Annotated in this window: 20 protein-coding genes; 11 read left to right on the top strand and 9 right to left on the bottom strand. The window is 68.1% G+C overall.

All coding sequences use genetic code 11. The features are described from left to right. Nucleotides 1-30: 30 nt before the first annotated feature. Nucleotides 31-339 (top strand): hypothetical protein, encoded by a 309-nt coding sequence (locus KYX17_RS29605; RefSeq protein ID WP_243233007.1) that lies wholly within the window; start codon nt 31-33, stop codon nt 337-339. Here the strand turns inward: KYX17_RS29605 and KYX17_RS29610 are convergent. Together KYX17_RS29610 and KYX17_RS29615 are read right to left on the bottom strand one after the other, a co-directional pair. After that, complete coding sequence (locus tag KYX17_RS29610; RefSeq protein WP_243233009.1) at nt 328-1,779, bottom strand: NAD(P)/FAD-dependent oxidoreductase; 1,452 nt, start codon at nt 1,777-1,779, stop codon at nt 328-330. The two genes, KYX17_RS29605 and KYX17_RS29610, sit on opposite strands and share 12 nt — an antisense overlap. A gap of 7 nt (nt 1,780-1,786) precedes the next feature. Next, nucleotides 1,787-2,233, bottom strand: a complete 447-nt coding sequence (locus KYX17_RS29615; RefSeq protein ID WP_243233011.1) for an SRPBCC family protein — start codon at nt 2,231-2,233, stop codon at nt 1,787-1,789. 111 nt (nt 2,234-2,344) lie between these two features. On the opposite strand from KYX17_RS29615, the gene KYX17_RS29620 reads away from it, so the two are divergent. Then, nucleotides 2,345-3,190, top strand: a complete 846-nt coding sequence (locus tag KYX17_RS29620) for an NAD(P)-dependent oxidoreductase (protein ID WP_243233013.1) — start codon at nt 2,345-2,347, stop codon at nt 3,188-3,190. Between the two features lie 3 nt (nt 3,191-3,193). Here KYX17_RS29620 and KYX17_RS29625 read toward each other — a convergent pair whose 3' ends face one another. Next, complete coding sequence (locus KYX17_RS29625) at nt 3,194-3,673, bottom strand: GNAT family N-acetyltransferase (RefSeq protein ID WP_243233015.1); 480 nt, start codon at nt 3,671-3,673, stop codon at nt 3,194-3,196. Between the two features lie 81 nt (nt 3,674-3,754). Here KYX17_RS29625 and KYX17_RS29630 point away from each other — a divergent pair, with 81 nt between their 5' ends. Beyond that, the gene (locus tag KYX17_RS29630) at nt 3,755-5,092 is read left to right on the top strand and encodes an HNH endonuclease signature motif containing protein (protein ID WP_243233021.1); all 1,338 of its coding nucleotides are present in this window, start codon (nt 3,755-3,757) and stop codon (nt 5,090-5,092) included. Between the two features lie 28 nt (nt 5,093-5,120). Here KYX17_RS29630 and KYX17_RS29635 read toward each other — a convergent pair whose 3' ends face one another. After that, nucleotides 5,121-6,239: an FAD-dependent monooxygenase gene (locus KYX17_RS29635; RefSeq protein ID WP_243233024.1), complete on the bottom strand. Its 1,119-nt coding sequence runs from the start codon at nt 6,237-6,239 to the stop codon at nt 5,121-5,123. Between the two features lie 182 nt (nt 6,240-6,421). On the opposite strand from KYX17_RS29635, the gene KYX17_RS29640 reads away from it, so the two are divergent. Next, a complete protein-coding gene (locus KYX17_RS29640) occupies nt 6,422-7,354 on the top strand; it encodes a DUF5996 family protein (RefSeq protein ID WP_243233025.1) in 933 nt (310 codons plus the stop codon). A 68-nt stretch (nt 7,355-7,422) separates the two neighbouring features. After that, nucleotides 7,423-8,787, top strand: a complete 1,365-nt coding sequence (locus KYX17_RS29645) for a D-alanyl-D-alanine carboxypeptidase family protein (RefSeq protein ID WP_243233027.1) — start codon at nt 7,423-7,425, stop codon at nt 8,785-8,787. Here KYX17_RS29645 and KYX17_RS29650 read toward each other — a convergent pair. Genes KYX17_RS29650 through KYX17_RS29660 form a run of 3 tightly spaced genes read right to left on the bottom strand, consistent with a single transcriptional unit; the run spans nt 8,766 to nt 12,238 of the window. After that, on the bottom strand, nt 8,766-9,170 hold the full coding sequence (locus tag KYX17_RS29650; RefSeq protein ID WP_243233029.1) for a VOC family protein: 405 nt from the start codon (nt 9,168-9,170) through the stop codon (nt 8,766-8,768). The genes KYX17_RS29645 and KYX17_RS29650 overlap by 22 nt on opposite strands. A 38-nt stretch (nt 9,171-9,208) precedes the next feature. Continuing rightward, on the bottom strand, nt 9,209-10,729 hold the full coding sequence (locus tag KYX17_RS29655) for an amidohydrolase family protein (RefSeq protein WP_243233034.1): 1,521 nt from the start codon (nt 10,727-10,729) through the stop codon (nt 9,209-9,211). A 45-nt stretch (nt 10,730-10,774) separates the two neighbouring features. Then, nucleotides 10,775-12,238 (bottom strand): cytosine permease, encoded by a 1,464-nt coding sequence (locus KYX17_RS29660; RefSeq protein ID WP_243233037.1) that lies wholly within the window; start codon nt 12,236-12,238, stop codon nt 10,775-10,777. Between the two features lie 124 nt (nt 12,239-12,362). On the opposite strand from KYX17_RS29660, the gene KYX17_RS29665 reads away from it, so the two are divergent. Next, nucleotides 12,363-13,913 (top strand): PucR family transcriptional regulator ligand-binding domain-containing protein, encoded by a 1,551-nt coding sequence (locus KYX17_RS29665; RefSeq protein ID WP_243233039.1) that lies wholly within the window; start codon nt 12,363-12,365, stop codon nt 13,911-13,913. A gap of 9 nt (nt 13,914-13,922) precedes the next feature. On the opposite strand, the gene KYX17_RS29670 is transcribed toward KYX17_RS29665, so the two are convergent. Continuing rightward, the gene (locus KYX17_RS29670) at nt 13,923-14,963 is read right to left on the bottom strand and encodes a methionine synthase (protein ID WP_243233041.1); all 1,041 of its coding nucleotides are present in this window, start codon (nt 14,961-14,963) and stop codon (nt 13,923-13,925) included. After that, nucleotides 14,960-15,952: a putative oxygenase MesX gene (locus KYX17_RS29675; protein ID WP_243233043.1), complete on the bottom strand. Its 993-nt coding sequence runs from the start codon at nt 15,950-15,952 to the stop codon at nt 14,960-14,962. Before KYX17_RS29675 ends, KYX17_RS29670 begins: the two co-directional genes overlap by 4 nt. 116 nt (nt 15,953-16,068) lie before the next feature. Between KYX17_RS29675 and KYX17_RS29680 the strand changes: the two genes are divergently transcribed. The 5 genes from KYX17_RS29680 to KYX17_RS29700 all read left to right on the top strand — a co-directional run bounded on the left by KYX17_RS29680 (nt 16,069) and on the right by KYX17_RS29700 (nt 22,027). After that, entirely contained in the window at nt 16,069-17,010 is a 942-nt protein-coding gene (locus KYX17_RS29680) for a LysR family transcriptional regulator (protein WP_243233046.1), read from the top strand. A 2,068-nt stretch (nt 17,011-19,078) separates the two neighbouring features. Further along, on the top strand, nt 19,079-19,354 hold the full coding sequence (locus KYX17_RS29685; RefSeq protein ID WP_243233048.1) for a hypothetical protein: 276 nt from the start codon (nt 19,079-19,081) through the stop codon (nt 19,352-19,354). Nucleotides 19,355-19,380: 26 nt separating this feature from the next. After that, nucleotides 19,381-20,133, top strand: a complete 753-nt coding sequence (locus KYX17_RS29690; protein WP_243233062.1) for an ATP-binding cassette domain-containing protein — start codon at nt 19,381-19,383, stop codon at nt 20,131-20,133. A gap of 71 nt (nt 20,134-20,204) precedes the next feature. Beyond that, entirely contained in the window at nt 20,205-21,413 is a 1,209-nt protein-coding gene (locus tag KYX17_RS29695) for a hypothetical protein (RefSeq protein ID WP_243233063.1), read from the top strand. Continuing rightward, complete coding sequence (locus tag KYX17_RS29700; protein WP_243233064.1) at nt 21,410-22,027, top strand: hypothetical protein; 618 nt, start codon at nt 21,410-21,412, stop codon at nt 22,025-22,027. The genes KYX17_RS29695 and KYX17_RS29700 overlap by 4 nt, the downstream gene beginning before the upstream one ends. Nucleotides 22,028-22,065 lie beyond the last annotated feature (38 nt).

Consider the following 22,065-nt stretch of genomic DNA (forward strand, 5'->3'; position numbering starts at 1 on the left):
GCATCCGCGCCGGTCGCTATCGTCGGTGACATGGAGGACTGGACCGAGGGCGCAGCCGAGGCACTGGACCGGCTGACCGAGTCGGGGCTCGGCACACCGTGGACCGGCACCGCCTGCATCCTTTCGGCGACGCCGCCGTCGTCTCGACGGCGCTACCAGAGCTGCACGGTCGAGTTGGCCCTCGCGGCGGAGGGCTTCGAGGGTGCGACCGCGTCGGCCGAGGTCGTGATCGACACCCGATACTGGCCGGAGCCCGGCACGGTTCTTCCCGCGCGCTTCTCCCGCGGGCTTCCGCGCACGCTCGACGTGGACTGGGAACGGCTGCGCTCAGCGCGGTGACAGCGACGGCGCCTCTGGGATGCCGAACACGTGCGTGAGCGCGCTTTGCGCCGCCCACCATCCGCCGAGGCCGTGAACCCCGGGGCCGGGTGAGGTCGACGCCGAGCACAGGTAGACCCCCGGAAGCGGCGTGCGCCAGGGGTCGCTGCGCAGCACGGGGCGCTTGAGTAGCTGCGCGACGTCGGGAGTGCCCGCGGCGATATCGCCACCGGGATAGTTCGGATTGTGGCGGGCGAGGTCCACGGCGGTGCGCGAGCGAGCTGCGAGGATCGTGTCGCGGAATCCGGGCGCGAACCGTTCGATCTGAGCGACGACCGCCTCCTCCCGGTCGACGTCACTGCCGGCGGGGACGTGGGTGTAGGCCCACAGGGTGTGTGCGCCGTCGGGGGCGCGCGTACGGTCGAAGAGCGAGGGCTGCGAGATGAGCACATACGGGCGCTCCGGCATCCGCCCGCGCACGACGTCGTTCTCAGCGGCGGCGATCTCGGCACGGGTGCCGCCCAGGTGCACCGTACCCGCCTGCGCCACCGCGGGGTCCGCCCACGGGACGGGCGCGGAGAGCGCGAAGTCCACCTTGGCGACGGCGGCGCCGTAGCGGAACCGGCCGAGCGCGGCCCGGTACGAGGGCGGCAGGTCGTCGCCGGCGATGCGCAGAAGCGCCGCGGGTGTGACATCCAGCAGCACCGCGCGGGCCGCAGGCAGTTCCGACAGCGAGCGCACCTCGTGGTCGCGCACGACCTCGACGCCGTGATCGCGCAGATCCGCCACCATCGCGTCGACGATCGCCTGGCTGCCGCCGATCGGGATCGGCCAGCCGCCCGCGTGAGCGTAGGCGCCCAGTGCAAGCCCGGCCCCGGATGCGGGCAGGCTCGGCTGCGGCAGGATCGAGTGCGAGGCCACGCCGGTGACGAGGGCGGGCGCCGCATCTTCCCGGAACCGCCACCCCCACAGCGGCGAACCCTGGTCGAGCACGCGGAGTCCGAATCGCGCGGCGAACACGGGGTCGGCGGGCAAGCGCAGCAGCGGCCCGCCGGTCAGCTCGGCCAGCTGGCGCGTGTTCTCGGCCAGGGGGCGCATGAGCCTTGCGTAGGCGGCGCCGTCGCGCCCCAGCTCCTCAGCCGTGCGGTCGAGGTCCCGGTACGCGAGCGCGGCATGCCCGCCGTCGAGCGGATGCGCGAACGAGACCTCGGGAACGACGAAGTCGACGCGTTCGGTCAGCCCGAAGGCACGGAAGAACGCGGACTCGAAGGCGAGCGGATGCACGGCCGAGCACACATCGTGGAGGAAGCCGGGCAGGGTCAGACCCGCCGAGGACGCGCCGCCGCCGAGGGTCGCGGCGCGCTCGTAGACGCGGACGGATAGTCCGGCTCTGGCGAGGGTCACGGCGGCGGCGAGTCCGTTCGGACCCGATCCGACCACGACGGCGTCGAGATCGCTCACTCTTCGATCATCCCCCTCTCGCGGCCCGACCCTCCGCGAGGAACGCCAGCCGCTGCAGAGTCTCGGCGTTGCGCAGGTGCAGCGGCGGGTTCAGGATCCAGCGCGGGATCCATGCCCCGGGGCCGGCGACCGCGTCCTCCGTGATGCGCACGACGCATCCGTCCTCGCTTGGTCGCACCTCGATCACGACGCGCGCCTCCCCCATCGGCCAGCCGCGCGCGCGGAGCACGATGCGGCGCGGCGCGTCGTACTCGCGCACTTCGGTGGTGTCATCGATCAGCACGGGCCAGACGCCGAAAGAGTGGTGCAGCTGCGCCCCTTCAGCCGGCCAGGCATCGTCGACCGACCGCATCCGCGAGGCACCCACCACCCACGACGGGTACAGCCAGCCGTCCGCCATCACGGCGAAGACCTCCTCGGGCGTGCAGGACATGCGTCGGACATTGCGTGACATGGCGGCCTCCGATCGTCGTAGCGTCACGCTAAGCACGCCGACCGCACGCCCCGACGGGGTTGCCTCCGGTCGCTCCGGCCGCTAGCTCCACGCCTGTGGCACGCTGGAGAGATGCGGATCGCAGTGACGGGATCATCGGGAAAGCTCGGACGCGTGGTCGTTCGCGAACTGGCAGCGGCCGGACACGAGGTCATCGGCCTGGATATCGTCGGCGAGCGCGGACCCGGCTTCGTGCAGGTGGATCTGACCGACTACGGCCAGGTCGTCGACGCGCTCGGATCGGTGAACGACCAGCACGACGGCGTCGACGCGCTCGTGCACCTGGCCGCGGTCCCGGCTCCGGGCCTGCGCGCGGATGTGGCCGTCTTCCACAACAACATGACGGTGTCGTTCAACGTGCTGCACGCGGCGACGCGGCTCGGCATCCGGCGGGTCGTGACGGCGTCGAGCGAGACCGTTCAGGGGCTCCCCTTCGACGTGCCTCCGCCCTACATCCCCGTCGACGAGGAGTACCCGGCGCGCCCCGAGTCGGTGTACTCGCTCGTCAAGCACCTCGAGGAGCGGATGGCGATCGAGCTGGTGCGGTGGCATCCGGAGCTGTCGATCACGGCGCTGCGCTTCTCGAACGTTATGGTGCCCGAGGACTACGCCGAGTTCCCCTCCTTCGACGGCGACGCGCGAGTGCGCAAGTGGAACCTGTGGAGCTACATCGACGCCCGCGACGGCGCGCAGGCCGTGCTCCGTGCGCTCGAGACGGCGCCGAACGGCTTCGACCACTTCCTCATCGCCGCGGCCGACACGGTCATGACGCGGCCCAACGCCGAGCTCGTCGCCGAGGTGTTCCCGGGGGTCGAGGTGCGAGGAGAGCTGGGCGTCAACGACAGCCTGTTCTCGACGGCGAAGGCACAGCGCCTGCTCGGGTATGCGCCGCAGCACTCCTGGCGCGATCACGCCTGAGGCTCAGGACTCCGGCTGCACCGGCTTGCTCATCTGCACCGCGGTCACGCCGAAGCCGAGCGATTCGTACAGCCGTCGAGCGCGCTCGTTGAAACCGAAGACGTTGAGCGCGAGCTCTCGTGCGCCGCCTTCGGCGACATACCGCTCGGCGAGCAGCATCGCAGCACGCCCGTAGCCGCGGCCTCGATACGGTTCGTCGATCTCGACGTCCCAGACCCACCACACACCCTCGTTGCCGCGCGGATGCGGCCCCAGCCACATCACCCCGACGGCGCGTCCTGCCGCGTCGACGTGTAGCACGTGGTGCCCCGCCGCGGGAAGCCCGCCGGGGTAGAGCTCGGTGTACGACTCGGCGGCGATGCGCTCGGCGGTGGCACGGTCATCGCCGGCACGCACGCGCTCCTCGGCGTACGCGCGATGCTGGACGGCGATCCACGCGGGAAACTCGTCGTCCGAGAAGCGGCGGAAGGTGACGTCGTCCATGCCACCATCATCGCGGCGATCCCGACCCGCATCCGTCGCGAGCACGATCGCGGTGTCGGAGGCCCTCCCTACGGTGAAGGTATGTCCAACGATGCGCCCCTCTTCGAAGAGGACCCCGATGCGGCGTTCGCGCGCGCTGTCGAGAGGGCGCCGGTCGAGCCCGAGGACGCGGTCGATCGTGTCGTCGAGGTCTCCGCGATGCTGTCCGTCTTCGCCGCGGAGCAGGTGTGGGCGATCGCCCAGATGCGCGCCGACGCGCACGCGGACGCGAAGCGCGCGGGCCGTCACGATCGCGGCATCGTCGAGCGATCGCTGCGCCTCGAGCTCGCGCAGGCGATCGGAGCCACCGAGGCTGCAGTCGACCGCCTGATCGCCCACGCCGTGGCGCTCGTCGAGCGGTACCCCGAGACCCTCACCGCGCTGAGCCGTGCGCAGATCACCCAGAGGCACGCCGAGGCTCTCGTCGACGCCGTCGATCGCGCCGAGCCGTGGCTGCGCGAAGAGCTGGCCCCGCTCGCGCTCGAGCTCGCCATGCGCCTGCCCATCGGTGTCTTCCGGCACGCCGTGCGCCGTCTCGTCGACGATGCCCGTGCCGTCACGCTGACCGAGCGGCAGCGCGAGGCTCTCGAGACGCGTCGGGTCGCGGTCGACGACGATCGCGACGGGATGGCGTGGCTCACCGTGTATCTGCCGGCCGTCGAGGCGAGGGCAATCTTCGACCGCCTCACGCGCACCGCCGCAGCCCTTATCGCCGCAGAGCCGACCGCATCCGAACACCCGGAGAGCTCCGTGGGCGCCGAGGCGAACCGGAAGCGCACGCTCGATCAGGCACGCGCCGACGTCGCGGCCGACCTCCTGATCGACGGCGAAGTGCCGCAGCACGGCGAGCAGGCGCGCGGCATCCGTGCCACGGTCGCGGTCACGGTGCCCGCACTCACCCTCCTCGGCAAGAGCGAGGCCCCGGCCGTCGTCGACGGAGTGGGACCCATCCCCCTCGCGAAGGCTCGCGAGCTGTGCGGCGGGGCCGACGGATGGATGCGCGTGCTCACCCACCCCGAGACCGGGCTCGTCCTGTCGGTCGGGCGCACGCAGTACCGCCCACCGGCGAGCCTGCGACGGCTCGCGCGGTGGCGCAGCGCCAGGTGCAGCGCTCCCGGCTGCATGGTTCCGGCTCATCGGTGCGAGATCGACCACACGATCGCCTGGGAGCACGGCGGGTCGACCGCAGCCGACAACCTCACCCCACTCTGCAAGGGCCACCACACCCTCAAGCACCACGGCGGATGGAAGGTGCGGCAGTTCGCGGATGCGTCCACCGAGTGGACGAGTCCGACGGGGCGCATCTACACGGTCGTCCCGGAGCGGCGAACACCCACGTTCGTTGCGGATGCGTCGCCACCGGGCGACCCGCCGTTCTGACCGCCCCTGCCCGAGCCTGCCGTCTCGCTCACAACGGCAGGCCGGCCGCCAGTCTGCGCCCGTAGTCGGCGATCCACCGCCCCACGGGGAGCCGCGCCGCGTCGTAGGCACGCAACGCATCGGCGGGCGCCCGCTCGGCGAGTAAGCCCGCCAGCGCCAGCGCATCGGCGGCCGCCTTCGCCGCGCCCATCGCGGTATGGGGCCGCACGACGACGGCAGCGTCGCCCAGCAGGGCAACACGGCCGGCGGTCATCCGCGGCGGGACATAGTCGTAAATGGCCTGCAGGAAGGGATGCGACTCAGCCGCCACCGCGTCGGCGAACGGTGGCGGGAGCAGCCGCGCCGCGTCATCCACCAAGCCCTCGCGTAAGCCGGCCGGGAGCTCGCCCGGGGCCAGTGAGCCCGCATCCCGGCGCCGGCCCGATGCGACCAGGATGTCGCTCAACGCGCCGGCGGTGAGCGTGCGGTACCAGACCCAGTTGTAGCGCCGTCGACCCGGCTCCGTCTCGCCGCGCGGCCCAGGCACGAGGTACCCGAGCGCGTGTCCGCCGTGCCCCGTGAAGAAGGCGAACCGTCCGATCAAAACCTCGGCGGCCTGCGACGGCAGCGCCGTCTCGGGAAGGAGTCCGCGCCAGGTGACGTAGCCGCTGTACGCGTTGGTCTTCTGCTCGGGCGCCACGAATCCCCGCACCGCCGAATGCAGGCCGTCGGCTCCGATCACGACGTCGAACTCGCGTCGGCCCCTCGAGCCCAGATCGAGGTATGCACCGCCCGGCGAGCCGCCCGCCCCCGCGACGCGCATCCCCGTGACGTATGCCGCGTCCGCCAGCGTGGAGCGCAGCGCATCGTAGAGGACGTCCCACGAGAGCTGCGTCTGCGGCGTGGGATCCCGGGAGACGACGCGTCCCGCGCGGTCGAGAACGATGCGTTCGGAGGTCACGGTGCCGCGCGCCGCATCCGGGCGACCTGCCGCTCGCAGGAGCGCGAGGAGTTCGTCCTGCGCGACGAGTCCCGCGCCCCGGCCCGAGAGCCCGCTCGCGGAACGCTCGAAGACGGTGACGTCGTGACCGGCCCGGGTGAGCAGTGCCGCGGCGCCGAGCCCGCCGAGCGATCCGCCCGCGATGCCGATCCGCAGTCGCTCTTGCATCTGCGCTGTCCTTCCCGAGATCCGTGGGACGTGGTCTTGTGCGACGACGATAGAAGCGGATCGGGCCGCACTGCTGCGACAGGTGTCGAGGCCTCCTCCACGCGCGTTGCGTGCCGCCGCTGGCATGCTCGAATCACAAGACGCGGCCACGGCGGCCGCATCCGTGCCGAGAAGAGGTCCGCATGCTCGAGACGCGTCTGCCCTACGAGGCCTGGCAGCCGACGAAGGAGACCCTGCACCGCTTCGTGCAGGTGGTGGGCAAGCTGCGGCTCGCGCGCAGCGTGCGGCGCAATCACTGGTGGAACGTGCCGTTCCACCTCACCGGAACCGGGATCACGACCCGTCCGATGGGATCCGACCCGACCTTCGCCGTGGACTTCGACTTCATCGATCACCGCCTGAGCGTGGTCACGAGCGACGGCGTCCGCACTTCGTTCTCACTGCCGGGGCTGTCCGTGGCGGGCTTCCACGCCCACCTCGTCCGCGCCCTCGAGGGCGCCGGTCTCGACCCTGCTCCGATCCTCGAGGCGACGCCGTTCGACCTGCCCGACGCAGCCCGCCCGTTCCGCGATGACACCGAACACGACGCGTACGACCCCGCATCCGTCACGGCGTACTGGCGGCTGCTCTCGGATGCGGGTCTCGTTCTCGAGGAGTTCTGCGGTCGCTTCAGCGGCAAGACGAGTCCCGTGCATCACTTCTGGCACACGTTCGACATCGCCGCGACCCGCTTCTCCGACACGGTCGTGCCGCACACCGACCAAGCCGACAGCGTCACGCGCGAGGCCTACTCGCGGGAGGTCGTCTCGTCGGGGTTCTGGTTCGGCGATGCGAGCGTGCCCGAGCCCGCGTTCTACTCCTATACGTCGCCGGAGCCGGCGGGCATCGCGCGGCGCCCGCTTCCGGAGGGAGCGCACTGGCTGGATCGCGGCGCCTCCCATCTCGCCGTGTATCCGCTCGCGCGCGCCCAGGAGACGGGTGACCCGCGAAAGGCCGCGCTCGACTTCTTCGAGGCCGCGTATCTCGCCGGGGCGGAACTGGCCGGATGGGACATCGCGCGTTACGCCTGCGTCGACGGCGTGACCGATCCGTTGCGCGCCGCCGTCGGCGGTTGAGAGCGCGGCACCGCTCCCGCACCGGATGCGGCAGGATGGTGCTGCGCGCGAGGGATGGGGGCCCCGAGATGACGACGCACGACGACCCGACCGATCAACTGGTCTCGTTCGCCGGCCTGCTGAACGACGGCGAGGACGACCCACCGCCGGTCGATCGTCGCGTGCGCCGCCGACGCCGCTGGATCGTCGCGATCGTGCTGTTGGTTCTCGTCGCGCTTCCTCTCGCGGCGGGAGGCGGCTATACGGTCTGGGCGCTGAATGCTCCGCTGCCGGAGCCGGTCATGGCCGCGGAGAAGCCGTCGGTGTCGACACCTGGTGCCGTCGGCATCGCGATGCCGACGGAAGGCGCGTCGGCTCTGAGCGTGTCAGGAGGCGACGCCTATCTCGGCGCGGGCGCCAGTGGCATCTGGACCTCCAGCGGCGGTGACCAGGCCCGCCCGCTGGCGAGCATCAGCAAGCTCATCACGGCGCTCGTGGTGCTCGATGCGTCACCGCTCAGCGGGCCCGAGGACCCCGGGCCGACCCTCACGTTCTCGAAGGCCGACCACGACCTGTACGACGAGTATTACGTGCAGGGTGCGACGATCCTCGCCATGCCGACCGGCAGCTCGATGTCGCTGCGCGATGCGCTGACCGCGATGCTGCTCCCCTCCGCCAGCAACTACGCTGACGCCGTCTCCACCTGGGCGTTCGGCTCGCGCAGCGGGTTCCTCTCGGCCGCGCGCACCTGGCTCGACGCGCACGGGATGACCGGCACCACGATCGTGGAGCCCACGGGAATCAGCGCACGCAACACCGGCACGCCCGCCGACCTCATCACCCTCGGCAAGCTCGCCGCATCCGAACCGACCATCGCCGCGATCACCGCGATGCCGTCCGCGTCGCTCGGAGAGCTCGGCACCGTGAGCAACACGAACAACCTCTTGGGCATCGACGGGATCACCGGTCTCAAGACGGGGAACTTGGGGCCCGACAACTACAACCTGCTGTACACCTCGACGCTGGATGTGGGGATCGGCGAGCCGCTGCACATCACGGGCGTCGTGCTCGGGGTGTACTCGCGCGACACCGTGGACAGCGTCGTGCGCGCACAGCTGCAGAGCATCCGCGACGGGTTCCATACGGTGCAGCTCGCCGAGCAGGGACAGCAGATCGGCTCCCTCTCGACCATCTGGGGTTCCCGAGCGGCCCTCGTCGTCGCCTCGGCACCCGGCATCCTGACATGGTCGGATACCGCGATCACCGTCGCCATGGATGTCTCGGCGCCCACAACGTACGCAGACGGCGAGGTCGTGGGCACGATCACCTGGACGGCGGGGCCGAACACGACCACCGCGGACGTCGTCGTCTCGGGCGACATTGAGCCGCCGACCGAGTGGTGGCGGCTCACCCACCCGGGACAGCTCGGCGGTCAGGCGTCGGCGGGCGAGTAACCGATCAGCCACGTCACCCCGAACGCGTCGCGCACCTGCCCGTCGACGTCGCCCCACGGTCGCTCCCCCATGGCCTCGATGATGGTTCCCGTCGCGGCGAGCGCGTCGAACCATCGCCGGGACGTCGCCGCGTCGCCGGCTCCGAGCAGCGCGAAGAGCACGCCGTGCACCTGGACGGATGCGGCGCCGTCGGCCGCATCCGATCCGAACAGGTCGACGGGGCCGCGCAGCTCGCCGTGCGCGATCCAGGACGGCGCGCCGTCCTGGCGGCCGAACTCGGCGAAGGTGTGGAGTTCCAGCTCACCGCCGAAGACGTCGCGGTAGGTCTTCAGCGCGTCCGCGGCGATGCCGGCGAACTGCAGGTACGGGACGGGGGCGGCCATTCCGGCAGGCTACCGCCCGCCCCCGACCCGCGTCGCGGTCAGACGAGCCAGGCGCGCTCGTCGCCGCTGAAGCGGTTGACGGCGCCCGGCGTGGACGTCGCGCGCTCGTACATGCGCGCGAGACCGGGCATGACCGCCTGGTTGCGTTCGTCGAGGCGGTCCTGGCGTTCGATGATCTCGTCGAGGCGCTCGGCGAGCTCAGCCCGGGCGGCGCGCTCGTCCACCGTGATCACCTCGCCGCCGGCGACGACCACGCGCCCCTGCACCATGACGATGTCGATCGAGGACCCGTTCTCGGAGTAGACGAGCTGCAGGTCGAGCTTCTGCCGGGGCGTGAAGGCCATGGTCTCGAGGTCGTAGATCACCAGGTCCGCCTGCTTGCCGACTTCGAGCGAGCCCACGACGTCATCGAGCACGGCGCTGCGCGCTCCCCCGATCGTTGCCGCGGCCAGCACCTCGGCGACCGTGGGCCACTGGTCGATGTCCGGCTCGGTCACCTTGTGCAGCAGAGCCGCGGTCTTGACGACATCGAGCATCCGCGGCGAATCGCTGCTCGAGCAGCCGTCCGTGCCGAGCCCGAGGTTGACGCCCGCGTTCTGCAGCTTCCGCCACGCGGCGATCCCCGACCCGAGCTTGAGGTTGGAGATCGGATTGTGGGAGATGGAGGTACCCGCCGCGGCGACGGTCTGCATGTCGGCATCCGTGAGCCAGATTCCGTGCGCGAGCGTCGTGTTCGGCGAAAGAGCTCCGATGGATGCCATGTAGGAGACCAGGCTCCCGCCGTACGACTCGTCCCCGGTGACCAGCTGCGTCTTGGTCTCGAGCACGTGGATGTGGCACTCGGCGGCGAACTCCAGCGCCATCTCGGTCGCCCCGGTCAGCAGGGCGGGCTCGCACCGCTGCGGCGCGGAGGGCGCGACCATGAACCGCAGCCGGCCGTTCGCGCGACCGTGGTGCGCGGCGAAGGCCTCGCGGGCGAACGTCAGGTACTCATCGGTGGTCGGCACGCGCGCGGAACGGATCTCGCTCACCACGTCGGAGGGCAGGTAGTCCTCGGCGAAGGGCACCGTGTCGAGGAAGGGGCGGTTGATGACGTGCCCCGAGACGTTCGCCCGCACGCCCAGCTGCTCATACGCGTCGAAGACCGCCGCGAGCTGCTCGTGATCCTGCCCCGGAGTTTCGAGCACATCGTCGACGAGCGTCGTGACGCCCGCCTTGAGCGACTCGATCCCGAAGAGGGTGGTGCGAAGACGCACGAGGTCCGGCGCGACGCGGCTGTCGCCGAGGATCGGGTACGACATCGCCATCCACATCTCCAGCGGCAGGTTGTCGTAGCGCCCCTTGTAGAGCATCTCCCACGAGTGGGTGTGCGCGTTCACGAAACCGGGCGCGACCAGGCGGTCGCGGCCCTCGATGATCTCGTCGCCGGGCTCGGGCTCCAGGTGCTCGCCGATCGCGACGATGACGCCGTCGGCGATGCGGATGCTGCGCACGAGCGGAGTGCTGCCCGAGATCGGGTCCATGGTGATGACGTGGGCGTCGCGGATGAAGGTGCTCATGATGTGGTTCTCCGTGGGGGGTGGGGCGGGGCGCTGCGGGGACCCTCAGCGGGTGGATACGGTCTCGCGGGATTCGGGAGCCTGGGCGAACTGCTGCGCCTCGACCCACGGCTTGTGGCTGTTGCGTGCCAGCAGCCAGTAGGTAAGACCTGCGGCGACGCCGCCGGTGAGCCAGGAGATGTCCAGGCCGCCGAGCGCCTGTGAGCCGAGGCCCTGCAGCGCCGGCACCATCCCGTTCAGGAACAGCCAGGTGAAGACGATCCCGACGAAGAAGGCGATCAACGCACGCGGGTTTACGTCGGGCAGACGCTTGGAGCCGACGGCGTCGAACAGGTGGTCGAACCGGCGGGAGCGGCGCTCGAAGATGCCGTAGTGCACGAGCATGATCGCGCCCCAGGTGGCGACCCAGCCGACGACCCCCACCAGCCATGCGTCGAGGGTCTGGGCCGCATCCTCCTGGAAGATGAAGAAGACGGCGGCGGCGAGCGAGAGCACGCCGACGAGGATGTTCAGGGCTTTGCGACCGACCTTAAGATCCAGCGCCTGGGCGGCGACGCTGAAGCTGTAGATGTTGAGCACGTTGGTGGCGATGGGCCCGTGCAGCACCAGCAGCAGAACCGGGATGGCGAGCGCGCCGAAGTTCTCGACGATGAGCTGTCCCGGGTCCACCGTGCCGTTCTTCGTGGCGAGGGAAGCCCCCAGCAGACCGAGCCAGATGACGGGGATGAACTGCCCCAGAGCGCTCGCCAGGTACAGCTTGCGGCGCGGCACGCTCGTGCTGATGAAGCGCGAGTAGTCCGCCGCGTAGGTCAGCCAGGTGATACCCCAGCCGATGCCGATGGCGGTCATCACCGCGGACATCGCGACGATGCGCTCGCCACCGGAGAGCTCCGCGCCCGCGGGGCCTGCGTAGCCCCAGTCGATGTCGAGGAAGAACCACGCGACGACAGACATGATCACGAGAACGAGCACGGTCGGCGGCACCGTCCACCGCTCGAACGCCGCGATCGCCTTGTATCCGGCGAGCGCCACGCCCACCTGGATGGCCATGATGAGGGCGGCGATACCGATCTTCCAGCCGATGTTCGCCTGTGTCGGATCGAGCCAGCCGAGCTGACCCAGCAGAGCCGTCACGAGGTCGAGGACGATCCACGTGTTGACCGCGCACCAGCCGATCACCACGACCGCCTGGATCACCGAGGGCAGGTAGTTGCCACGGCGGCCGAACACCGCACGGCCGAGGAGCATGCCCGTGACGCCGGTCTTCTGACCGAACAGTACGAAGATGCCGAACAGACCCATGCCGATCAGGTTGCCGATCACGAGCACGAGCATCGTGTCGAGGAGGCTGAGACCCATGCTGATGCCGAGCGCTCCCAGCACCCAGTTGATAGGGGCGATATTCGCCCCCATCCAGATCCAGAACTGGCCGGATACGCGGGTCGTGCGTGCCGACTCGGGAATGGGCTGGAGTGTCTCTTCGATGTCGTGCGGACTGGCAGAAGACATGGGCGGTGTCCTTCTCGCGAGGTGGAGCGATCAGTGGAGCGGGTCGGCACCCAGCATGCGGCGACGGTGTTTCCGCGCCCCTGGCGCTCTGTAAACTCGCGGTCACGGCGAATGGACAGAATGTATGCCCCTCCTGCTCGACCAGATCCTCGCGGACGCCGTCGTCCAGAAGACCGAACCCGAACTCGTCTGCGGCACCGCATCCGAGGTCGATGTGCGCTGGGTGCACGCGAGCGAGCAGCTCGACATCGCGCCGCTTCTGCGCGGCGGGGAGCTCATCCTCATGGAGGGGGTCAACCTCATCACGGCGGATGCGGCCGAGCTGCGCACCTATGTCGACACCCTCGTCGCGCGTGACATCGCCGCGCTCGCCGTCGAGACGACACCCCGACTTCCCCGGATCCCCGACGCGCTCCTGGAACACGCCGAGGCGAGCGGCCTTCCGGTGATCCACCTGCGGCGCCGGGTGCCGTTCGTGCAGATCTGCGAGAGCATCAACAGCCAGCTCGCCGATGTGAGCCTGCGGCGCCTGCGCATCGCCGATCAGATATCCCTCGCGCTCTCCGAGGCGATCGAGAATCTGGCGAGCATCGACCAGCTTCTCGCCCTCATCCGCGATCGGGCGAACTCGTCCGCGCAGCTCACGTCGCTGTCTGGCCAGACCCTCGGCGTCGCGCTCGTCGACGCCGAGACGCCGTCGCTCGGCATCGAGTACACCGCACCGGTGTCGTTCGGCGGCACGGTCGTCGCGACGCTCACGCTGCGGCCGGCGGCGGACGCCGACATCCACCTCCTCTCGGGTGCGCTGTCACGGGCGCCCGAGATCCTCGCCATCGCGCTGCTGCGCACGCATCCGCTCTCTCCCCACGACCGGCGACGCAGCCGTTTCATCTCGCTGCTCGCGTCGAGCGGCCCGCGCACCTCCGCCGCCGAGCACGCGCGTGAGCTGACGACGCTGGCCGTGCGGCTGGGATTCGAGCCCGACGACCGGTTCATCCCGTTCGTCGTCGAACTGGGCGACCCCTCGACCGTCGCGGCGGTGCAGGACGCCATCGCTGCCATCTCGCCACGATCGACCGGGCAGTTCGCCGACGGACAGTACGTCGGCATCGTGGGGTTCGCCCTGTCGTGGGACGCGCAGAACGTGCGCGACGCGGTGACGGACGCCCTGCGGCGCCTCGCCTCGCGCGGCGGCGTGCGGGCCGCGGTCGGGCCCACCAGCGCGAGCGTGGACCGCGCGGTGCGAGCCGTACGATCCGCACGGGAGAGCGTGCCGTACGCCTCGGATGCGGAGCCGGTGGTCGATGCGGCGAGCATCGCCGTGACCCGGCTCTGGCCGCTGCTGTCGCAGATCGAGCCGGTCTCCGAATTCATCGACGAGCAGATCGGCGCGCTCCTTGATCGGGACGCCGTCTCGCACGGCGAGCTGTTCGACACCCTGCGCGCGCTGGCCGAGAATCTCGGCAGCAAGACGGATGCGGCCGCATCCCTCGGCATCCATCGGCAGACCTTCTACCAGCGATTCGAACGCATCACCGCCGTCCTCGGGCCGCTCGAGCCGGGGTCGGCTCGGATCGGGGCGGTGCTCACCGCGGTGTTCCTCGAGCGGGCGCGGCGGCAGGCTGCCGCTGCGGCCGACGCGAGACAGATGGGCTCGCCTCGCGCGAACGCGTGACGGCGTCGGTCAGCCCCGCTCGCCGCGCACGATGGCGGCCCCGGCGCTCAGCGCACTGAGCTTCGCGAGCGCCACGTCCCGCGGCAGTGGCGCCATGCCGCAGTTGGTACTCGGGATCAGCTTGTCGGCGTCGACGTAGCGGAGCGCGTCACGGAGGGTGCCGGCGACCTCCTCCGGGGTTTCGACCTCATCGGTGGCGACATCGATGGCGCCGAGCATGACCTTCTTGCCGCGCAGCAGTTCGATGAGCTCCATCGGCACGCGGGAGCCGTGGCTCTCGAGCGACACGATGTCGATCGCCGAGCACTGGAGCAGCGGAAAGGACTCCTCGTACTGACGCCACTCGGAGCCCAGCGTCTGCTTCCATCGGGTGTTGGCCTCGATGCCATAGCCGTAACAGATGTGCACGACGGTCTCGGCTCGCAACCCCTCGGCCGCGCGCTCCAGGGTGGCGATCCCCCAGTCGCGCATCTCGTCGAAGAAGACGTTGAAGGCGGGCTCGTCGAACTGGATGACGTCGACGCCCGCGGCTTCGAGCTCCTTCGCCTCCTCGTTGAGGAGGACCGCGAACTCCCACGCCAGCTTCTCTCGGCTTCTGTAGTGACGGTCGGCGAGCGTGTCGATCATCGTCATGGGGCCGGGAAGCGCCCATTTCAGGGGGCGATCGGTCTGCTGGCGCAGGAAGCGCGCGTCCTCGACGAACACCGGCTTCGTGCGGCCGACGGCATCGACGACGGTCGGCACACTGGCGTCGTAACGGTCGCGGATGCGCACCGTCTCGCGGCGCTCGAAGTCGACCCCGTCGAGGTGCTCGATGAACGTCGTCACGAAGTGCTGCCGGGTCTGCTCGCCGTCGCTGATGATGTCGATGCCGCGCCTCTGCTGCTCCTGCACGGCGATGCGCAACGCATCCTGCTTGCCCTCGACGAGGCCGGCACCCTCCAGCTCCCACGGCGACCAGAGCACCTCGGGCTTCGCGAGCCAGGAGGGCTTCGGCAGGCTCCCTACGATCGCGGTGGGCAGGAGCGCGGGGGCTTCCCCGCGGGTCATCGCGCGAGCGCCGGCTCGAGACCGGCCCATCGTGCGAGCACATCGCCGTAGGGCGTCAGGAAGTGCTCGGCCGCGTACGTGCCCTGGGTGATCGCCAGCTGCGCACGCTCGACGCGGTCGTAGTCGACCTGCGTGCGTGAGAAGTCTCCGTGCTCCAGGCTCGGGCGGTAGACGCTGCCCGCGGCCGCGTTGGCGTTGTAGATCTCCGGGCGGTAGATCTTCTGGAAGCTCTCCATCGTGCTGATCGTGCCGACCAGCTGCAGATTGGTGTAGTCGTTGGCCAGGTCGCCGCGGAAGTAGAACGCCAGCGGTGCCGTGGCGCCTGCGGGCATGAAGTACCGCACGCGCAGCCCCATCCGCGCGAAGTACTCGTCGGTCAGCGAGTAGTCGCTCTGGAGGTACTCCACACCGAGCACCGGATGCGTGTTGTCGGTGCGGCGGTACGTCTTGCTCGTCGAGACGCTGATGCAGATCACCGGAGGCATCTCGAAGCGCTCGCGGTAGACCTCCGAATCCACGAACGCCTCGAACAGCGCGCCGTGCAGGGCGCCGAAGTCGTCGGGCACCGTGAAGGCGCCCGCCTCCGCGGTGACGGCGGGAAGACGCACACTGAAGTCGTAATCGCGGACGTAGGACGAGAAGTTGTTGCCCACGATCCCGTGATGACGAACGCCGGTGTGCAGGTCGCGGATGTGGAGGTCGAGCACTTCGAGCAGCGGAAAGTGGCGCTCTTCCCGGTCGACGGTCAGCGCCGCATCCACCGACACGATCTCGAGCTCGACGGCGTAACGATCGCCGTTCGGGTTGTCCCAACGCGCGAGGTCGTTGCACCGGCGATCGATCATCGTCAGGACGTTGCGGAGGTTCTCCTGCCGATCCTCCCCGCGGGCGAGGTTGGCGAAGTTCGTCGTGGCACGGGACTCGGCGGAGGGCGAGTAGTCCTCGTCGAACGGTGTCGTGGAGATGCGGAACGTGAGTTCGTTCGTCATGCGCAGCCAATCGGGTTCTCGCGCGGCGGGTGGCGCGGGGGTGTCATGCCATCGTGTCGAGGAACTGAACCCATCAGGTAATTCAGGCTGGCTATGCGCTCCTATAGTCTTCGACTATGGCTAAGACCACCGCGGGCATCTCCCTGCAGCAGCTCCACTACTTCGTGGAGGTGGCGGCAGAGGGGTCGATCTCCGCCGCGGCGGACCTGCTCTACGTGTCGCAGCCCACGATGTCGGCGGCGATGAAGGACCTCGAGACCCGGGTGGGGCGGGCCCTCCTCATCCGGTCGGCGCGGGGCGTGACGCTCACCGCCGATGGCACCGAGTTCCTCGGCTACGCCCGGCAGGTCGTCGAGCAGGTCGCGCTCCTCGAACAGCGCTACCTCGGTCGTCCGCCTGCCCGGCGCCTGCTCGGCGTCTCCACGCAGCACTACTCATTCGCCGTCGACGCGTTCGTGCGGATGGTGAGGAGTTTCGGGGCGGCGGAGTACGAGTTCTCGCTGCGCGAGACGCGCACGTGGGACATCCTCGAGGACGTCCGCACGCTCCGCAGCGAGATCGGCATCCTGTACCGCGACGACGTCAACCGGAATGTCATCAACAAGCTGCTCCGCGATGCGGGACTGGCCTTCCATCCGCTGTTCTTCGCAGAGCCGCACATCTTCATCTCGCGGAAGAACCCGCTCGCGGCACGGGGTCGCGCAACGCTCGACGACCTCGCCGACCTGCCGCGGCTCACCTTCGATCAGGGTGCGAACAACTCGTTCTATCTCGCCGAGGAGATCCTCTCGACCCTCTCCGCGAAGCAGGAGATCAGGGTGTCCGACCGCGCGACCATCTTCAACCTCATGATCGGGCTCGGCGGCTACACGATCTCCACCGGCATCATCAGCGACGACCTCGATCCGGAGATCGTCGCCGTCCCGCTGGAGGTGGACGAGAGGATCGAGATCGGCTGGATCGGCCAGGCCGCCCTCGGGCTCACCGAGCAGGCGCAGCGCTACCTCGACGAGGTGCGCGCGGTGGTGTCGGGCTTCGGTGTGGAAGTGTTGGGGTGATGACCGGCGACTGCCTTCACGGCGGGCGCGGTATACGAATACACACGAAAGTACCCACCGTGATCGAGTGACCGGGCGCGTCAATCCGCGCACTCCTTGCATGCACGCCCCGACCCGGAATGCAGAAAACCCCCGGCAGAACCGGGGGCCTTGTCTGTAGGCCCGGTACACGAGTACTCGAATGAATCGGTGCTCCTGCCGCCGTCTCTAGCGGAACTGCAGACACTGGCTGATCTAGTGCCATACGCCACCCATCCGGACGCCACACGAGACCAAGCGAGTCGATCGCTCCGCAGGCGTCTCGAGCCGGCGTTGATCAGCCAGATCGTTGCCGAATACGAGTCCGGCACGAGCTCCCCCGCGCTCTGCGCGAGTTATGGCCTGTCCAAGACGGGTCTCCTTCGGCTGCTTCGAGACGAAGGAGCAACGCTCCGACGTCGTCCGCTTACTACAGACCAGATCGACTTTGCTCGAGAGCTATACGAGCGCGGCCATCCGATCGCTGTCATCGCAGCGCGCCTCGACACCAGCTACAACAATGTGAGACAGCGACTCATCAAAGAAGGAGTCACCCTGCGTCCACGCGGCGGTAGCTACAAGATCGGAGCCACCACCCAGAGACCGGGTGCGCCTTGAGATGCAACCCCTAAGTGGTCGCCGTCGGGGCGTGTTTCACACCTCAGTCGCGTCTTCTTGCCGCGGTTTCGCGGAGTCGATAAGGCTTCGCAGCTCCGCGTCTGTGGCACCCCCAGCGCCACAGACGCTAGGTTGCTTAGAGCCTCCAACAGTCGGCCGGCGACCGATGCAAGACGACCTCTACGTCTCGACGGGCTCGTCGGCCGGATTGTTACTCAAGCATCCGCCCCGAAGAGCCTGTTTGACGTGAGCGAGTGAAACTCCCTCAACGGCATCGCTCCTGCACCCGCGATAATACCCATAGCTCGACGGCCCCCGTATATTGCCACCAGAACAGCAACCATCAGCCCCGCAGGCGTTGAGCACGCAAGAGGAAACGCAGGGCGGGTCTCCAGCACTTGCCGTTCCTCCTCCACCCAGTGCGTCACATCGCTGGGCGAGGGGGCCCTGTGATTCGGCGGCATGAAGTTAAACCGTCCCTCCTCCCAACTGGAGATCTGCTGGACATGAGGATAGTGATGAAGCCCAAGCCCAGTCCGATCTCCGTCAGAATCGGCAGAATCGAATCGCCATCCATATGCTGCGACTTGACCCGAGTCCAAATAGAAGATCCCAACACGCAGGGACATTTCCAGAAACGAGTTCCTCTCACGAAGTTCCATCGCAATGAGAGGCCACAAGATCTGTGACCCAGAACCGTCCCGCGTACGAACTTCAACGCCTGCCGCCGAATAGAAGCCCTTTACAGGAGTCCAACGTGAACGATCTCCGACGCGAGAGAAACCATGCAGGGCATTCAACGGTTCTCCGCTACCCATGGTTTTGAACTTTTCTCGATACAAAGCTGCCGCGTCTCTTGGAGGTGACCCATTGGCCAATTGTTCGTTAGTAAGACGAACCCAAGAATCCAGGACACTCTCCAGAGCCCAGCCGCGAGCGCAGACAGGCGGATAGACTCTCCGGTGCCGACGCCCAGAACGTCGAGATTGCAGCCACCGCAGTAGAGCCCGTAGGCGCGCGTGCGCAAGACGGTGCCACACTCCGTACACCGTGGCTGAGCCGCGGCAGCGAGGACATCGTCCATGGCCGTGCAGCGTACCTCTGACGACTCCCGAGGATACAGTGCGCCGACCCTCTTCGAGAGTTATCAACAGGGCGATGTCGATGAGTGGGGATATTAAGCACCTGCGCGCGCAACGCGCGTAGGCTAGCTAGGCCGCTCAGCACGCGATGTAGGAAATTTGGGGGACAGACGCATGCAAACTCTCCCCCTACGCTCGGGCATATGAAACGCAAATTGGGAGCCATTCTTTTGGCAGCAGTAGTTGGATTCGGCGGAACTGTCGTGGGGGCGCAGGCAGCATTCGCTGACGACACAGGAACAATGCCGTCTGGGTGTTCCATTCAGTCAAATGCGCCGAGTCTGAGCGGGGTGTATGTGAAGTACAGCGGAAGCGGTTATTGCAACGCTCCGTACATCAACTCGTTCGTGATTCGCCTGGTGCACAACTTCAACGGTCTTCCTGATGTCCGCGTGAAGACCAAGTCCCAGTCCCCGGCTGCCGCACCGAACTACTCGCTTTCGGACACGACATGCGACAACGGCAACACGACGGAGTACTACACCGAGACGGGCTACTACCGTCACGGTGAGGCCGGCGGCGACGTCATCCGCAGCAGCTCGATGAGGACCCTTACGCATTGCTAACTTCTCCCGATGAGAGCGTGGGCCGCGTGCTAAGCGCACGCGGCCTTACGCTGCGGCATGGTCGCCGCGTAATCTTCCAGGATCTCAGCTTTACCCTCGGGCGGGGCATCACGGCGCTCCTCGGCCCGAACGGGGCGGGCAAGACCACACTTCTCGAGGCGCTGGCAAAGCCGACCAGGGCGGCGAACGGCGAGGTGCTTCTCGACGGTGACAGCGCCACCGACTCCGCCGCAGCCGAGCGCGCGTTCCTGCGCCGCTCGGGATTTATGCCACAGCACTGGCAGTTCTTCCCTGGGTTCACGGCACGTGAGAGCGTTCAGTACGTCGCGTGGCTCAAGGAGGTCCCGCGCGGTCTTCGGTCTTCGGCGGTGACTGAGGCGCTCGCCACCGTGGACCTTGTTGAGAAGCAGGATGAACGCGTCGCGAAGTTCTCCGGTGGCATGCGTCAGCGAGTAGGCCTCGCCGAAGCCCTGGTCAATCAGCCCGCGGTACTCCTGCTGGACGAGCCCACCGTCGGTTTGGACCCCGAACAGCGGAGTACCTTCCGGCGTGCCCTGCAGCGCGACAAGGATGAGCGAATCACGCTGCTCAGCACACATCTCACGGACGACGTAGCGGCCATTGCGGATCGCGTCCTCGTGGTCGCCCAGGGCGCGCTCCTGTTCGACGGAAGTCCTGCGGAGCTTGCATTGCGTGGTGGCTCGTCAGGGATGACACCCTCGCCGCTTGAGGATGGGTACCTAACGGTCCTCGCGCAACATGGAGCTAGCGCGGCATGATTCATCGTCTGTGGATTGCATCGCGCCGATACGTTGCCCCTGCACTGTCCGCCCTCGCCCTGACCGCGGTCATGATCTGGCTCGCCCTCTCCGGCGGACGAACCGGGCTGAACCTCTGGTCGGACCTGGTGACGGGCCTTTCGGAGTCGTCCGTGCTCACGGGGCCGCTGGCGGCAGGCTTCACGGCGTGGTTCGCTTCTCGCTGGGCATCGCCCGCACGCGCACGAATGGAGAACGGGTCGCGCGCCAGACCTCTGGTGTACCTGAGGAGCATCGCAGAGCTCCTTGGCCCGATCGTGTTGGCATTCCCGCTGGCAGTCCTCGTCCTCGTGATTTACGCGGGACTCAGCGGTACATACGGCGCCCCCTCGCTCTCGTGGCTCTTTTCTCTCTGGGCATGCCTTTTCGTCACAGCTGCTCTCGGATACATGGTCGGCGCCGTCGTCGGACGGCGCTGGTTCACCGCGCCGCTCGCGACGCTCATCGTCTTCGGCGGCTACGTCCTTGTGCAGGCTTTGCCCTTGAAACAGGGCGGCCGATCGTTGTTCCCCGCGTTGCCCCATCGCGACACGGAGTTCGCACGCTACATAGACGCGACCATGTGGAGTCAGGTGCTTCTGTTCAGCGCCGCTGGCTTTCTCTTCATCCTTATCGCAGCCTCGTACCGACGTCGCCTGCGTATTCCTACGGCTGCGGCGGCCGCCGCAGCCGTCGTTCTTGCGGTAGTGGACGGTTCCGTCATCATCAGCACGAATGGGCAGTACCTCACTGGATACAACCACCGAGACTTCGAGTGCAGCGCGTCTCCTCTCACCCTCTGCCTGAACCGCGGATACGCAGGAGCCATGCAAGAACTCGAATCGCTCTTCGAAGAGTTCAACAAGAAGGCAGATGGAACGCCCCTTGTCGCCACGGTGCTCGAACAGAACGTAGAGGGGATTGGGGACGCTCCCGCGCAAGGCGCCCGAAGCGTGTATCTCGAGGGCATCGATCCCGACGGACTGAAGCTCGCGGTGTTCCGCTACGTCACCAAGTACGGCGGGTACCCAGCGTGCGTCGAGCGAGAGGCCGGCTACGAGCAGGTGACCGCCGTCGCCATCGTTGACACGTGGCTCGCGGACTTCGACGACTATGGACTCTCCCAACTTGACGCGCAATCTCTCGGGTTCGCTGAGTGGCAGCACTTCTCGCAGCTTTCCACTGAGGAAGGGAATGCCTGGCTTCGAGATCACGAGCAGGACTACCTCGCATGCAATCTGTCTCTGTCCGATCTGATGTGAGCGGCGTCGCCCTCTTCGCCCGCACTCGTCGATGGCGAGCGGTCTGTGTCAGTGTTCTGGTTGCCGCGGCACTCGCCATTGCCTGCGGACCACTGGCCGTATCGCTGAGCCCGACGGGCGATGCGCAGGTGCGGGTTGCGCTACTGGTTCCTCTCTTGCCTGCCCTTGCGATTGCAGCGTCTCTGGTGACACCGCTTGGTGGGCAGGAGCGGGTCGGATCACGCAGCTTGCGACGACCCGAGCTGACACATCTTCTCGCCTTCACCGCGCTCACCATCGCGCTCGTGGGAGGTGCGAGCTTGTTGTTCCCATCCAGGATGGGCTCCGACGTCAGCATGGACCAGGGCGCCATCGCTGTGGTGCGCAACATTCTCGCTCTGACAGGGATAGCGACGGTGAGTTACCGGATCTTGGGGACGCAGCTCGGCTGGGTTCTGCCGATCGTGTGGACGATCCTGCCTCCGCTGCTCATCCCGCGGGCGAATCAGGATCGCTCTGAGATCTTCACGCTGCTGACCCAACCGGACAGCGCCTTCACAGCGTTTGTTGTGGCGTCGGTCGTCTGGCTGGCCGGTGCGTTCCTGATCACTCGGTGGAGCCCCGACCGCAGGTAGGCCGATCCGTGCCTCCCCCTCAGGTTGCAGCCGCGTTC

This window comes from Microbacterium sp. CIAB417, assembly GCF_022788845.1.

Excerpts from the sequence above, each read along its gene's own strand:
- KYX17_RS29605 (WP_243233007.1), top strand. The coding sequence starts at position 31 with ATGGAGGACTGGACCGAGGGCGCAGCCGAGGCACTGGACCGGCTGACC.
- KYX17_RS29615 (WP_243233011.1), bottom strand. The coding sequence starts at position 2,233 with ATGTCACGCAATGTCCGACGCATGTCCTGCACGCCCGAGGAGGTCTTC.
- KYX17_RS29620 (WP_243233013.1), top strand. The coding sequence starts at position 2,345 with ATGCGGATCGCAGTGACGGGATCATCGGGAAAGCTCGGACGCGTGGTC.
- KYX17_RS29625 (WP_243233015.1), bottom strand. The coding sequence starts at position 3,673 with ATGGACGACGTCACCTTCCGCCGCTTCTCGGACGACGAGTTTCCCGCG.
- KYX17_RS29630 (WP_243233021.1), top strand. The coding sequence starts at position 3,755 with ATGTCCAACGATGCGCCCCTCTTCGAAGAGGACCCCGATGCGGCGTTC.
- KYX17_RS29635 (WP_243233024.1), bottom strand. The coding sequence starts at position 6,239 with ATGCAAGAGCGACTGCGGATCGGCATCGCGGGCGGATCGCTCGGCGGG.
- KYX17_RS29640 (WP_243233025.1), top strand. The coding sequence starts at position 6,422 with ATGCTCGAGACGCGTCTGCCCTACGAGGCCTGGCAGCCGACGAAGGAG.
- KYX17_RS29645 (WP_243233027.1), top strand. The coding sequence starts at position 7,423 with ATGACGACGCACGACGACCCGACCGATCAACTGGTCTCGTTCGCCGGC.
- KYX17_RS29650 (WP_243233029.1), bottom strand. The coding sequence starts at position 9,170 with ATGGCCGCCCCCGTCCCGTACCTGCAGTTCGCCGGCATCGCCGCGGAC.
- KYX17_RS29655 (WP_243233034.1), bottom strand. The coding sequence starts at position 10,729 with ATGAGCACCTTCATCCGCGACGCCCACGTCATCACCATGGACCCGATC.
- KYX17_RS29660 (WP_243233037.1), bottom strand. The coding sequence starts at position 12,238 with ATGTCTTCTGCCAGTCCGCACGACATCGAAGAGACACTCCAGCCCATT.
- KYX17_RS29665 (WP_243233039.1), top strand. The coding sequence starts at position 12,363 with ATGCCCCTCCTGCTCGACCAGATCCTCGCGGACGCCGTCGTCCAGAAG.
- KYX17_RS29670 (WP_243233041.1), bottom strand. The coding sequence starts at position 14,963 with ATGACCCGCGGGGAAGCCCCCGCGCTCCTGCCCACCGCGATCGTAGGG.
- KYX17_RS29675 (WP_243233043.1), bottom strand. The coding sequence starts at position 15,952 with ATGACGAACGAACTCACGTTCCGCATCTCCACGACACCGTTCGACGAG.
- KYX17_RS29680 (WP_243233046.1), top strand. The coding sequence starts at position 16,069 with ATGGCTAAGACCACCGCGGGCATCTCCCTGCAGCAGCTCCACTACTTC.
- KYX17_RS29695 (WP_243233063.1), top strand. The coding sequence starts at position 20,205 with ATGATCTGGCTCGCCCTCTCCGGCGGACGAACCGGGCTGAACCTCTGG.